16 protein-coding genes and 1 riboswitch are annotated in these 13,590 nt (G+C 30.9%); of the genes, 12 read left to right on the top strand and 4 right to left on the bottom strand.

The window, feature by feature from the left end; all coding sequences use genetic code 11:
- The first annotated feature begins 147 nt into the window (after positions 1–147).
- The 7 genes from AB8U03_RS14600 (at position 148) to AB8U03_RS14570 (ending at position 6,724) form a co-directional block, all read left to right on the top strand.
- On the top strand, positions 148–687 hold the full coding sequence (locus AB8U03_RS14600) for a nitroreductase family protein (protein WP_369705297.1): 540 nt from the start codon (positions 148–150) through the stop codon (positions 685–687).
- Positions 688–847: 160 nt separating this feature from the next.
- Positions 848–1,762, top strand: a complete 915-nt coding sequence (locus AB8U03_RS14595; RefSeq protein ID WP_369705296.1) for an ABC transporter ATP-binding protein — start codon at positions 848–850, stop codon at positions 1,760–1,762.
- A gap of 17 nt (positions 1,763–1,779) precedes the next feature.
- Complete coding sequence (locus AB8U03_RS14590) at positions 1,780–2,784, top strand: ABC transporter permease (RefSeq protein ID WP_369705295.1); 1,005 nt, start codon at positions 1,780–1,782, stop codon at positions 2,782–2,784.
- A 19-nt stretch (positions 2,785–2,803) separates the two neighbouring features.
- Complete coding sequence (locus AB8U03_RS14585) at positions 2,804–3,625, top strand: GDSL-type esterase/lipase family protein (RefSeq protein ID WP_369705294.1); 822 nt, start codon at positions 2,804–2,806, stop codon at positions 3,623–3,625.
- 21 nt (positions 3,626–3,646) lie between these two features.
- A complete protein-coding gene (locus tag AB8U03_RS14580) occupies positions 3,647–4,840 on the top strand; it encodes a multidrug efflux MFS transporter (RefSeq protein ID WP_369705293.1) in 1,194 nt (397 codons plus the stop codon).
- A gap of 131 nt (positions 4,841–4,971) precedes the next feature.
- Positions 4,972–5,484 carry a DUF2284 domain-containing protein gene (locus AB8U03_RS14575; RefSeq protein ID WP_369705292.1) on the top strand — a complete coding sequence of 171 codons (513 nt, stop codon included), beginning with the start codon at positions 4,972–4,974 and terminating at the stop codon, positions 5,482–5,484.
- A gap of 226 nt (positions 5,485–5,710) precedes the next feature.
- Positions 5,711–6,724 (top strand): acyltransferase family protein, encoded by a 1,014-nt coding sequence (locus AB8U03_RS14570; RefSeq protein WP_369705291.1) that lies wholly within the window; start codon positions 5,711–5,713, stop codon positions 6,722–6,724.
- A 139-nt stretch (positions 6,725–6,863) separates the two neighbouring features.
- Here AB8U03_RS14570 and crcB (AB8U03_RS14565) read toward each other — a convergent pair whose 3' ends face one another.
- Together crcB (AB8U03_RS14565) and crcB (AB8U03_RS14560) are read right to left on the bottom strand one after the other, a co-directional pair.
- The gene (gene crcB / locus AB8U03_RS14565; RefSeq protein ID WP_369705290.1) at positions 6,864–7,217 is read right to left on the bottom strand and encodes a fluoride efflux transporter CrcB; all 354 of its coding nucleotides are present in this window, start codon (positions 7,215–7,217) and stop codon (positions 6,864–6,866) included.
- Positions 7,214–7,675: a fluoride efflux transporter CrcB gene (gene crcB, locus AB8U03_RS14560; protein WP_369705289.1), complete on the bottom strand. Its 462-nt coding sequence runs from the start codon at positions 7,673–7,675 to the stop codon at positions 7,214–7,216. The genes crcB (AB8U03_RS14565) and crcB (AB8U03_RS14560) overlap by 4 nt, the downstream gene beginning before the upstream one ends.
- 84 nt (positions 7,676–7,759) lie before the next feature.
- Positions 7,760–7,821: riboswitch (Fluoride riboswitch) on the bottom strand.
- A gap of 214 nt (positions 7,822–8,035) precedes the next feature.
- On the opposite strand from crcB (AB8U03_RS14560), the gene AB8U03_RS14555 reads away from it, so the two are divergent.
- Positions 8,036–8,539 carry a GNAT family N-acetyltransferase gene (locus AB8U03_RS14555; RefSeq protein WP_369705288.1) on the top strand — a complete coding sequence of 168 codons (504 nt, stop codon included), beginning with the start codon at positions 8,036–8,038 and terminating at the stop codon, positions 8,537–8,539.
- Positions 8,540–8,879: 340 nt separating this feature from the next.
- Here the strand turns inward: AB8U03_RS14555 and AB8U03_RS14550 are convergent, their stop codons facing one another.
- Complete coding sequence (locus tag AB8U03_RS14550) at positions 8,880–9,002, bottom strand: hypothetical protein (protein ID WP_369705287.1); 123 nt, start codon at positions 9,000–9,002, stop codon at positions 8,880–8,882.
- A gap of 232 nt (positions 9,003–9,234) precedes the next feature.
- Here AB8U03_RS14550 and AB8U03_RS14545 point away from each other — a divergent pair, with 232 nt between their 5' ends.
- The 4 genes from AB8U03_RS14545 (at position 9,235) to AB8U03_RS14530 (ending at position 12,890) form a co-directional block, all read left to right on the top strand.
- Positions 9,235–10,917 (top strand): MutS-related protein, encoded by a 1,683-nt coding sequence (locus AB8U03_RS14545; RefSeq protein ID WP_369705286.1) that lies wholly within the window; start codon positions 9,235–9,237, stop codon positions 10,915–10,917.
- 117 nt (positions 10,918–11,034) lie between these two features.
- The gene (locus tag AB8U03_RS14540; RefSeq protein ID WP_369705285.1) at positions 11,035–11,814 is read left to right on the top strand and encodes a type III pantothenate kinase; all 780 of its coding nucleotides are present in this window, start codon (positions 11,035–11,037) and stop codon (positions 11,812–11,814) included.
- 390 nt (positions 11,815–12,204) lie between these two features.
- Positions 12,205–12,342 (top strand): hypothetical protein, encoded by a 138-nt coding sequence (locus tag AB8U03_RS14535; RefSeq protein ID WP_369705284.1) that lies wholly within the window; start codon positions 12,205–12,207, stop codon positions 12,340–12,342.
- A 95-nt stretch (positions 12,343–12,437) separates the two neighbouring features.
- A complete protein-coding gene (locus AB8U03_RS14530; RefSeq protein WP_369705283.1) occupies positions 12,438–12,890 on the top strand; it encodes a MarR family winged helix-turn-helix transcriptional regulator in 453 nt (150 codons plus the stop codon).
- A gap of 161 nt (positions 12,891–13,051) precedes the next feature.
- On the opposite strand, the gene AB8U03_RS14525 is transcribed toward AB8U03_RS14530, so the two are convergent.
- A partial coding sequence (locus AB8U03_RS14525; RefSeq protein ID WP_369705282.1) for an FAD-dependent oxidoreductase occupies positions 13,052–13,590 on the bottom strand: 539 nt, incomplete at its 5' end.

Raw genomic sequence — 13,590 nt, 5'->3', positions numbered from 1 at the left:
TGATTGATAATTATATATCAAATGATATATAATTATCAATAAAATAATTTTACAAAGATTTGCTAATTGATATAATATATGTATAAATTTAGCCGTGGCAAAGGGCTTAGTACTTTGTACATTAGGTATATAAAGGAGAGATAAAGATTGATTAGGGAAATTGAAAGACGCAGGAGTATAAGAAAGTATAAAAATGAGAATGTTGAAGAGGAAAAAATAATTCAACTATTGGAAAGTGCAAGAATTGCACCATCAGGAGATAATACTCAACCCTGGCATTTCATAGTAGTAAAATCAGAGGATATGAAAAAAAAGGTATCAAAAGCCTGCCATAATCAACAGTGGATGAATGCAGCTCCTTTATTTATAGTATGCGTTGGGGATTTGAATTCGCGAATAAAAGGAAGTGAAAAATTGTCTGTAGATGAATACAGCTCTCAGGAAGAAGTTAAACAAGTAGTTAGAGATACTGCAATTGCAGCAGAACATATTGTGCTTGAAGCACAAAATTTGGGGCTGGGAACCTGCTGGATTGCCTGGTTTACCCAAAAAGACATAAGACCGGTATTGAACATACCTGAAGATAAATATGTCTTATGCGTGATTACAATTGGATATGCGGATGAAGAGCCACAGCCTAGACCAAGAAAAAGATTGGAAGATATAGTCCACTATGAAAAGTGGTAATACAAGGTGAAGTGAAAAAAGAGCTATACTGAGTTTGTATGGCTCTTCTCAATTATTTTAAATGAATAAAATATTAAATTGTATTTATAATGTTGATATATATTGTAAAATTAATCATAATAAAATGTATAGTATATAATTGTTAAAGAGAAGGTATGTTATGGGAAAAGAAGTTTTGCTGTTGGACAATGTAATAAAAACAATAAAAGGTAAGAATATAATTAAGGGAATAAGCTTTTCCATGAAAGAAGGAGAAATAATGGGTTTCCTCGGCCCAAATGGAGCAGGTAAATCCACTACTCTTAGAATGATTGTAGGACTTTCACGACCTACCTCCGGGAAGATTGAAATATGCGGGTGCTCAATAGTTAAAAATTATGTAAAGGCCATGTCAAATGTGGGATGTATTATAGAGGGACCTGATTTGTATAATTATATGAGTGGAATTGATAATCTTAAAATGCTGGCATCTATGAGTAAAAATGTTGGGAAAGGGGATATAATAAATTCTGTAAAGTTGGTAGGCTTAAAAAATAGGATAGAAGACAAGGTAAGTACATATTCATTGGGAATGAAGCAGAGGCTTGGAATTGCACAAGCCCTAATGCACAATCCAAAGCTTCTTATTTTAGACGAACCAACTAATGGATTGGATCCATCAGGTATAAGCGAGCTTAGAAATTTAATAAAGAAAATAGCAAAAGAGCAGAATATTTCCGTACTGATATCAAGTCATCTTATTTCTGAGATAGAACTCATGTGTGATAAAGTAACTATAATTAAAAATGGAAAAACGATTTTGGAAAGTTCAGATGTAGATAAACTATTAAATAATCAAAATGTATTCTGGGTACTAAGTGACAATGAAAAGGGAAAAGAAATTTTAAAAGATGTATGGAAAATTAATGGGCAAATAGTAAAAGAAAAGCTTGAAGCACAGGTTTCTCCAGATAAATTGGAAGGAATAAATTCCTATTTTATAGAGCAGGGTTTGAAGATAAGATATGTGGATAATAAACATAAAACTTTGGAGGATTTATTTTTAAGCCTGACAGAAGGAAATGAAATTGTTTAGCGGTGGAGGTGATAAATTTGCTAAAACTAGTGGAAAATGAAATATTTAAAATGCTTTCGAAAAAGAAACTTGTTTTTATCTCGGCAATTTTATTAATACTGGTATCTCTTTTTTGTTATGGTGAAAATGCATCGTATAAACATACAATAAGAAGATTTTCAGGGACACCGGGTCAAACTCAAAATTATAATTGGCGATCACTGGTAAACCAGCAGATATTGTATTTAAAAAATACTGTCAATAATCAATACATTAAGCAGGATAGAAAAAATTCCATAAATATTCAAATAGATCAGCTGGAATATTATTTAAACCATAATATAAATCCCATAACTCCAAGCAGTGCAAAATTTACTATTGATTTTATGCAGCAGGCAGTTTATCTGTTTTTACCGCTTCTTATAATAATACTGGCCGGAGATGTTGTTTCGGGAGAATTTTCTTCAAGGACAATAAAGATGCTTCTGACCCGGGCCGTTCCCAGGTGGAAGATATTACTTAGCAAGTATATTGCAGTTTTGATTTTATCCTGTATAGTGATTTTAGAATCAGCTGTTATGTGTATATTGGTGTCAAGTTTTATATTTCACAATGGGGGCTGGAATGAACCCATGGCAACGGGATTTAAAGTTATAGGTGATAAGCTGGATTCTTCAAGCGTTATAAGAATTTATCAATGGCAATATGCCATTTTGGTGTATTCTCTTGGATGGTTTACTTCCATTAATATTGCAACTTTATCTTTTATGGTTTCTGTAATAGTGAGAAACACTGCAACTTCCATAGGTATAATGTTGGCCTCCCTCATAGGAGGAGGATTTCTTCAAATGTTTTTATCAGATTGGCCCTTAGTTAGATACTTCTTTGCAGTAAATTTGGATTTGACTCAGTATTTAGCAGGATCTTATCAGCCAATACAAGGTATGAGCCTTACTTTTTCCGTGTTGGTATTATGTGCATGGTCGCTGGCAGCTTTAATTATAAGCTTTAATGTGTTTCAAAAACAAGACGTATTGGTTTAGTTCAGGGGGTAGGAGTCTGATGTATAAAAAAATAAGATTTTTAACTATACTGATTTTTGCACTGATAATTACAGCAGTACTGTCAACAGGTTTTATATACTCCATTTCAATTACTAATGCACCCAGTAAAAATAGTACTTCTATAGTGAAAGATAAAGGAAGTGAAAATAAAGCTGTGAATACTAAAATAAAAAAATTGGACAGTAATTCATATAATATCCTGGTTATGGGGGACTCTCTGGCAAGAGGTACCGGGGATGAAAGCAACAGGGGGTTTGCAAATGATTTCTCAAGTTTGTGGAGAGCTAAAGCTAAAAAGCCTATAAAGGTTATCAATATTGCAGTTAATGGTGATGTGTCTTCCGGACTTTTAAATATTGTAAAAGATCAGCAAAATCTTCAATATATACAGGACTCGAATATGATATTCATTTCCATTGGAGGTAATGAAATCAAAAATTTTAGAAGTACAGATGCATCTTCATCAGTTGTTCAGCCCAATAATGAGAAAGCGGTTCAGAATAGTTACCTGAAAAATTTGGAGAATATTTTTAAACTAATAAGAAGTAAAAATCAAAACAGCATTGTTGCGTTTATCGGGTTATATAATCCTTTTGGAGATGATCTGACTGCAGATAAACTGGAATTGTTAAATGAATGGAATTATAAAACGGAGGATTTAGTGTCATCATATGATAATGCAGTATATATTCCCACTTATGATCTTTTTAAATATAATTCCCAAAATTATCTTGCCGCTGATAATTTTCATCCTAATTCCGCAGGTTATGAGGCTATTTCCAAAAGAATATTTGAATCATTGAAGAATTTTAAGAATTAATAGTATAGAAAGGCTTAATTCATGAAGATTTGGAAAAGAAATTTAGTAGTCTGCTGGTTTGGAATGTTTGTAACATTAATAGGAATGAGTCAGATAGCTCCTGTACTGCCCCTTTATGTGAGACAGCTTGGAGTTCATAATACAAATTCTATTGAACAATTGTCTGGAATTGCTTTTGGTGTTACTTTCGTAGTTTCAGCTATTTTTTCACCAATTTGGGGTGAAGCAGCTGATAAGTATGGTAGAAAGCCAATGCTGCTTCGTGCTAGCCTGGGAATGTCAATTGTAATATTTTGTATGGGATTTTCACATAACGTATACCAATTAATAGCATTAAGGCTGCTTCAGGGTGTTATTACCGGTTATAGTACGGCGTGTATCACATTAATTGCCACCCAAACGGAGAGAGAACATGTGGGCTGGGCACTTGGAACGCTTTCAACAGCTTCTGTATCAGGTTCTCTCATAGGACCTACTATTGGAGGGTATTTGGAAGAAATGACGGGACTTCAGAGTGTATTTTTTATAACGGGAACTCTCATGATGATTGCATTTATAACCACGCTTATATTTGTGAAGGAAAATTTTGTACCTTCAAAGAAAAAGGTACTTAGTATTAAACAGGTGTGGAAACTGATTCCAAATCCTAATTTAATAGTTATTATGTTTGTAACATCTTTTGTACTGCAATTGGCGCTTTATTCCATAGAACCTATTGTAACTGTGTATATTACTGAATTGTCTCATAATTCAGCACATGTTGCATTGATTTCCGGATTCACATTTTCAGCTTCAGGATTAGCAAGTATAATAGCTGCACCTAGGCTTGGAAAACTTTCAGATAAAATTGGAGCCAGAAAAGTTATTCTATTGGCACTTATTGTAGCAGGAATTGTATTCATACCACAGGCCTTTGTAAAAAGTCCATGGCAGCTTATGGTACTTAGATTTTTATTAGGACTGGCAACTGCGGGACTAACCCCTTCAGTCAATGTAATAGTGAGAAAAATCAGTCCGGAACCTCTTATAGGAAGAATTTTCGGATTCAGCATATCTGCACAATATTTAGGTATGTTTAGCGGCTCGGTGTTGGGCGGGCAGATAGCGTCAAACTTTGGTATTCGAAGCGTATTTATTGTTACAAGTAGTTTACTTTTAATAAATGCTTTTTGGGTATATAATACCATATATAAAAAATTAGGAGCTTTGGCCTAACTTTTATTTTATACTATGAGGAGATAATAAATATAAAATGAAGACTTATCTTGATTGGGATAAGTCTTTATTTAGTGTATAATTGAATGTAGTTTATCAATTAATTGTTTGATTTCAAGGGGGAATTTTAAATGAAGAATGATTTGGAAACATATGTCGAAAAAGCAAAGGAACTGGGTGCACACGATGCTAAGATAATTGATACAAATACTATAGAGATAGCTGCATGGACAATAATGAAGTGTAAATTTGGATGTGGCAACTATAATAAAAGCAATTGCTGTCCGCCTAATGCCCCTTCCTATAAGGAAACTCGGGAAATAATTGACTGTTATAATAAAGCTCTCCTTATACAATGCAGGCTGGATTTAGGTTCAACTACTAAAATTGCAGTTGAAATGGAAAGAGTTATTTTTTTGTCGGGAGATTATAAGGCATTTGGCTTTGGAGCAGGACCCTGCAAGCTGTGTGAAAAATGTGATATAGGAAATTGCAGACATCCTAATGAAGCAAGACCTTCCATGGAAGCCTGTGGAATAGATGTATTCGCCACAATAAGGGCAAATGGATTTCCAATAGGTGTGTTAAAGGATAAAAACGGTAAGGATCAAATTAACTGTTATGGCTTAGTGCTTATTGGATAATACATTTTAAATATTATACAGGCGTTTAATTGTATTTTATTTGGTAGTCAATAAATTTTTTATTATAAAACATCTTTTCTTTATAAGACTAAGGGAAGAGATGTTTTTATTATGCAAATATTTATTAACATTATTTACTGAACTTTAATAAAATACAAATTTAGTTAATTAATAAAACACCCCACTGTAACAATATAAATATACAATTTAATTAATAAAAAATTTTATGAAAATGGGGTTGGATATGGAATTAAATGTAGATAGAAATTATTATTTTGACAATTTAAAATTTATGTTAATTACACTGGTGGTAATTGGTCATATAATAGAGCCGTTAATAGGCTCATATGTAAATGTTAAATTAATATACAGTTTTATATATTCTTTTCACATGCCACTTTTTGTTTTTATTTCAGGTTATTTTTGTAAAAATATCAATGAGAATGAAAAAACTTTTTCTAAAATCAATAATATACTTATCCCTTATATTATTTTTCAATTGTTATATTCCCTGTTCAATATATATGTACTTAAGGGACAAAGTGCAAAAATTACTTTCGTTTATCCTTACTGGATTACATGGTATCTTCTGTCCCTTTTTATGTGGATCCTTATATTACCTTATTTTTCTAAAATTAAATATTCTATTGTAATAGCCATTTTTATCTCTATATTATCTGGATATGACAATAATATTGGATACTATTTAAGTTTGTCTAGGACAATAACATTTTTCCCTTATTTTCTAATAGGATATTTTTGCAGCCAAAGTCATATAAATATAATTAAAAAATATATAAGAAAGAAGTATGCAATTTTAGCTTTAATTATCATTGTGTGTTTAATATATTTTATAAATGATGATTTTGATTATAAATGGTTTTATGGGAGTTTTTCCTACTCTCAACTCTCAACTCCAATCTATCCTAAATTTATAATGCGTATATTTACATATATGTTAGCTATAATTACATCCGTTTTTGTTCTGGCTTTAATTCCAAAATGCAAATTGTTTTTTACAAAATTAGGTTCAAGGACTACGTCTGTATATGCACTTCATGGTTTTATTGTAAAATTACTAGTCAAGTATGACTTTTTCAGTTATATAAATTCTTTTACGAGCAAAATTCTTATAATTATATTTTCATTTTTTATAGTTTTAGTACTTTCTTCAAAAAGTATAAATACAGCTACTAAAAAAATACTTCATCCAAAGGTATTAAGTCAGATGGGAAGATAACAAAATTTCTATAAAAACAAAGTCTGATTTTAGGGCTAAGGCATGATATAAACTGTGTTTCTTGTTTCTGGCAATTCACTAATGTAAATTTTAAGTATCTCCCATCTTATTATTAATTTCATTTATTATCACCACTTTTTTATACACTACCTATTTTGGTTCCCAGAGCAAATCCTATAGTTCCAAGAAACAATGAACTCAATATATAGATATAAGCATTTAGCTTTTCTTTTGATTGAAAAAGATTAAGATCCTCATACATGAGGGTTGAAAAAGTTGTATATGCCCCCAAAAAGCCATCCCCTAGTAATAATAATAGATTGCTGTTTATGTGAATTGAAGTTACAACGCCTAATAGAATTGCACCTGTGATATTTATTATAAAAGTTCCTATGGGAAAAGACGTATTTGAATTTTTACTCATGAACTTGCCTAAACTATACCTAAACAAACTTCCCAATGCTCCGCCAATTGCAAGTAATAAATATGTCATCTTATCTCTCTCCTCAATTGTTCATGTTCTGGTGTATCTTCATCTTCTAAATTGTATGAATTATTTTTATTTACTAATTTTGAAATTACCTCTCTAGCTAAAATCACTCCAAAATATGCTGCAGCAAGTCCCAGCATAGCAGAAAAGCATATATAGGATATAGCAGAATAGTAGTATCCTCTTCTCATAAGTTCCACTGTTTCTTTACACATAGTTGAAAAAGTTGTGTATGATCCTATAAATCCTGTAGCTATTCCCAATCTGATATCAGTATCAAAGGTCCAAATTTCTAAAGCTACAGTTAATATAAATGCTAATAGAAAACTACCGGATATATTAATCAATAATGTATTTATCGGAATAATTCCCTTATAATTGGAAATGTGAATATTCCTGATTACATATCTTAAAATAGTTCCCAGACTTCCAGCTATAGCTATAAAAATATACTTTCTCATCAAACTGTCACTTCCTCAAGTAATAAATTTATGAATATTTTAAATAAAAATAAAAGACACCTGCAAATAGTATGAATGTCCTTGCTATTTGTAGGAGTCATTAGCCCTAAAGGGCATTTATGGTGAACTCCATCACCTTCATATTAAAATAACATGTTTTATTATATTATATTAATTCATATATTTCAACTATAATCGACAATTTAATTCAGGATAAATGCATGAAAATAATATTTTGTTAAATTAGGAGTTTTGTAGTATTATTTACATTAGGAGAACTCAGCAGAGGTGTAGCATTGCTTATTATGAGAGTGTTAGCAATGGGCAACCATGGGATAAAATATATAAAAGGGGTTATTTATGTATATTTATGAAAGAAAAGACCATATGATTGAATTTAAATTAGTAAAAGAACAGCCACAGATAGAAGAGGTAAAAAAATTATTTTTAGACTATGCAAAATCATTGGATATAGATCTTGATTTTCAGGGCTTTCAAACAGAGCTGGATACACTACCGGGAAAATACAGCCTGCCAGGGGGAATACTCATATTGGCTTTAGTGGATGGCAAAAGTGCAGGATGTATAGCTCTTAGAAAAATATCTAAAAATATTTGTGAAATGAAAAGATTTTATGTTCGGGATACTTATAGAGGATTAGGTATAGGCAGAAAACTCATAGACATATTAATTGAAAAGGGTAAGGGCATGAATTATTTATATATGAGGCTTGATACTCTTGTGACCATGAAAAGTGCACAGCATTTGTACTTGTCCTCTGGATTTTATGATATTCCGGCTTATACATATAATCCATTTAAAGATGCAAGATTTATGGAGTTGAAATTAGTGAATAAATATTAATATATTAAAGTAAGTGTAGAGAAAATCTATAGGCCATAATACTTAAAATTGAATTTATGGTAAAAAATTACTTGCAAAAACAAAAAAAGAAAATACTTCTAAAGCCTTTAGATCAGTCGATCTCATTTGCAATCCTATAAAAATACCACTTTTTATTCTCCTCAATGATATTATGAGGAGCAGTGGGAAATTTACAGGGTATTTTTTTAAAAATATAAACTCTTAAAAGAAAATTATTGTTAAGAAAGGAACAATATGCAAAGATTAACTGATGGGCATTAAAAAGTAAATTTTACTAGATAAAACTTTCTACTACACTCATTTATTCACAAATAAAAAACTATTTTAAATGTTTTTTATTTTTCTTATGTGACTGGTTGTTCTTTTCAATTATATCCAAAGATTCACATAAACATTCTTCCATGACTTCAGGCGTTATTAATACAGATTTATTGTCATTCATTCTATCACCTCCTTGTATCATTATATTATATATCTTTAATAAATATATGTCAAATAAAATTTTGAATATCTTGTTGCTAATTTATGATAATGTCACTGGTTCAATCCATTTAAAAATTCTCTGTTTTGATTTCCAATTACCTATTATGGTATAATCTGAATATATTTTGTTTTAATTGTATATGTTGCTAAGGAAAAATTAAAAAATATTTATTCTTAAGGGAGAGTTAATTATGGCAGCTATTGTTGTATATATATTGATAATTATAGTAGTAAGTACCTTGTTTTCTGCATTTTCAAATTTTAAAGCAAATAATGAAATTAGAGAAAGAATAGAAAGTAACTGGGGAAAGGAAAAAGGGGAAAAATATAATGATGATGATATGAAGACTATGGCTGAATATTTTAATAATAAAAGGCAAAGTGAAAAAAGTAAATTTTTTATTGATGAAATTACCTGGAATGATTTGAGCATGGACGATATTTTTAAAAATATTAATACCACTGAGAGCAGTCCAGGAGAACAATATTTATATAATATGTTAAGAGAACCCTTATTTGACCATGAAAAACTTGAGAATAGAAATAAATTGATACAATTTTTTCAGAATAACGAAGCAGAAAGAAAAAAAATACAGTATATACTTGCAAGATTGGGTAAAAATAGAGGCTGCTTTATATCAGATTATTTTTATAAGAAAGAAGAAAAAAGAAAGTCATTTTTGGCTTATTATAGAATTCTGGCCGGAATCCCCATTTTGGGCATAGGAGCGTTATTTTTAAATTCATATATTGGATTGATTACAATAGTTATATCCTTCTGCCTAAACATAGGGGTATATTACAGTAGAAAGAAAAAAATAATACATAAATTTGAAGCTTTTATGTACATATTGAGAATAGCAAAATATGCAGGATTAATTTTAAAAGAGCAGGTAGGAGAACTTAAAGACTATAATGAAAAGCTGAGACACGCCCTTAAAGAAATAAAAAGTATAAAAAATGCTTCCTTTAGCCAAAGCAATAATGGTACGGATACAGGAATTCTTACAGAATATGTGGGAATGGTTTTCCTTGTAGAGCTTATCAATTATGAAAAGATGTCTGATATGCTTATAGAAAAAAGCAGGGAGTTTGAAGTTATATTTGAAGCCATAGGTACTATAGACAGCTGTATGGCTGTCGCATCATATAGAAAAAGACTCAACTACTATGTCACACCTGAATTGATCAGATGCAGTAAAAAGCAGGAGCAAACCAGTATTTTTAAAGATGTGGTACATCCACTTATAAAAGATCCGGTACCCAATTCAATAGTGATGAGGGATTCCATTTTGATTACAGGTTCCAATGCATCTGGAAAGTCCACATTTTTAAAGACAGTTGCCATAAATATTATTTTAGCTCAAACCATATACACCTGCCTGGCTTCGGAGTTTAGATGCTGTTATTTTAAAGTATATACTTCCATGGCATTAAAGGATAATATATTTAATAATGAAAGTTATTATATTGTAGAAACTAAATCCTTAAAGAGGATAATAGACAGTATAAATGATAATGTACCTACTATATGTTTTGTGGATGAAATACTCAGGGGTACCAATACTGTAGAAAGAGTGGCAGCTTCTTCCCAGGTACTTAAATATTTGACTTTAAACAATTGTGTATGTGTGGCGGCTACTCATGATGTGGAGCTTACCCGTATACTTGAAAGGTATTTTTCCAATTATCATTTTGAAGAGAATATTATAGATGATAATATATCCTTCGATTATAAAATACATGATGGAAGATCCCAAACTCAAAATGCAATAAAACTTTTGGGTATTTTAGGATATAGCAGTGATATAGTAAAAAGAGCTCAGGAAAATGCTTCTGACTTTTTAAAAGACGGAGTATGGCAGGTGGAATGATTTGGAGGAAAGGATATTAGGGTATATAAAAAATTTCAAATTACAGTTTTTCCTGAAAAATATGTATAATGAATAAATTTATATACAAACATTTTGTATAAAGGTGGAGGGGCATATATGATATTAGTAATAGATGTTGGCAATACTAATATAGTGCTTGGTGTATTTTCGAAAAAGGAACTTATTGTAGATTGGAGACTTTCTATGAGTAGTGACAAAACATCAGATGAATATGCTGTAATTATTCAGAACCTTTTTTTATATAACAATCTTAAATTATCAGAAATTGAAGGTGTGATAATTTCATCAGTTGTACCAGATGTTATGTATTCTCTTGAACATATGGTTAAGAAGTGTTTTGAAATTAGCCCTATAATAGTAAAACATGGGATTAAAACAGGATTAAATATAAAATATGATAATCCTAGAGAAATGGGAGCGGATAGAATTGTTAATGCAGTTGCGGGTCTTGAAAAATACAAGAGATCACTTATAATTATTGATTTCGGAACTGCAACTACATTTTGTGCAATTACGATGTCGGCTGATCATCTTGGGGGTGTAATAGTTCCGGGAATAAAGATTTCACTGGAGGCACTTGCATCAAAAACAGCCAAGCTTCCTAAAGTGGAGCTTTTAAAGACTAATAAGGTAATATGCAAAAATACTGTAAGCAGTATTCAATCAGGTTTGTTGTATGGATATGTAGGACAAGTGGAATGTATAGTTGCTAAAATGAAAAGGGAAATGATGGATATGGGTGAGAAAGAACCATTAGTTGTTGCTACAGGTGGATTATCAAAATTAATTTCGGATGAAACTTCTTATATTGATATAATTGATCCAATTTTAACACTAGAAGGACTTAGAATACTGTATTATAAAAATAAAATATAAGTATATACATCCAGATTATAGTATAAAAAATATTTATGAAGTGATCAATTGGAACATTAGCATTGTTTTCTAGGCAGTGTAAATAGATAAAGTAAAAAACAGCATAATTGATTGTTTGAATTAATCAGTAGGACATATTGAGTAAGAGGTATTAAACACAAATTAAAAAATCCACTTGCAAGGGATTAGGTGGTGCTTAAAACAAAAATAGAGGGGCCGTAGAATAATAATTTAGAATTTGTTAAAATATCAGTGTATTTTAGTAAAAATAAATAATCTATTAATTTGGCATATTGATTTTAAGTTTACAAAATGATACCATATCGATATAGTACTAAAATAGTACATTACTAATATGGTATTAATATTAAGGAGAAAATTACATGATAGATGATAAAAACATTTTTTAAAGAAAATTCAAAGGCAAATTTTGATAGGCAGGCAGAAAGTTACGATGAAGGGCATGATGGAAAATTTGTAAAAGTAATGTATAATGAAGTAATTGAAAGAGTAAATAGTTTCAGATAGAAAAGTGTGGTTTTAAACCTTTTGACTTTAAAAGGATAAATTATAAAAGCTTTGTGGTTAATGCATGCATTCAAAAATAGATGGGGGGTGATCGCTTGGACAAAAAATATCAAAAACAGGTTGATGAACTAAGTCAGATATGGCATTCCATGATAATGGCATCAAACTGTAAACACATGGAATCTCAATTTTCAAGGATACAAGGGTTAAGCACCACAGAAATAGGGGTGTTGAGAATTATTTCAGAAAAAGAAGATGTAATTATAAAAGACATAGTAGAAATATTAAAAATACCTAAGAGTACATTGACAAGTATAATTAATAGATTGGAAAAGCGAAACCTTATAAATAGGACCATCAGTAACAGGGATAAGCGTTCTTATAGGCTAATACTTACTGAACAAGGCATATTGATGCAAAAAGAACACATTGAATTTGAGAAAACAGTTTATGACAGGATAATGAGGTGCCTGGATACCTGGGATGAAAGAGAAGAATTATTAAAACTTATAAAAAAAATTGTTCATAACATTTCCAATGCAGTTTAACATCAGATATGATATAGGAGAAGAAATAGGACAGATCTACAGAGAAAGGTTTTTTAAAGTGAAGAAATCAATGGATAGGGTAAAAATTACTGTTTACTTATGAAAAATACAAATACTGCGGTTATTTTATTATCCGGCAGTATTTGTAGGTGGATTCTATTTTAGAGAAGTTTCTTGTTGAATATATCCAGCAGGTTCAAGCTTGATATTCGATGTTTTATAACAACTTTGTCTATGGTATACATGCCTCTTTCTTTCATTCTATTGAAATATTCAGCACCGGAAAAAGTGTATCTGTTTTTTCTCCCTTCGCTGGTACGTATTTTATGATTTGCATAATCTATTATATCACCTATTATGGTGCTGGTTGGTAAAATCAATGGAGGGATTCCAAGACCATGGCGAACAGCATTATGACCTGCCAAAGATCCGGTGCATATTGCCTCAGTATGACCAACAAACAATCCGCTTTTTTCTCCGCCGCAGAATAGATTTTCTACCCCGGATACTTTTAAGTCATTGGAAACAGGAGCTACAGAAAGATATCTTATGGAATTTCCCTTACCTCCGGCGTAAGGATCAATGAATTTCACATTTTCAAGTCCAGGTATTTTTCTTAATTTATCAAGGGGGTAATATGAAGTCATGAGTTTTACATGTGCTAGGTGTTCTAAACTGCAACTTATCATCAAAAAAATTT

Source organism: Clostridium moutaii, from assembly GCF_041205085.1.
Taxonomy (GTDB): domain Bacteria; phylum Bacillota; class Clostridia; order Clostridiales; family Clostridiaceae; genus Clostridium_B; species Clostridium_B moutaii.
This window is presented reverse-complemented; position numbering and strand designations above follow the sequence as displayed.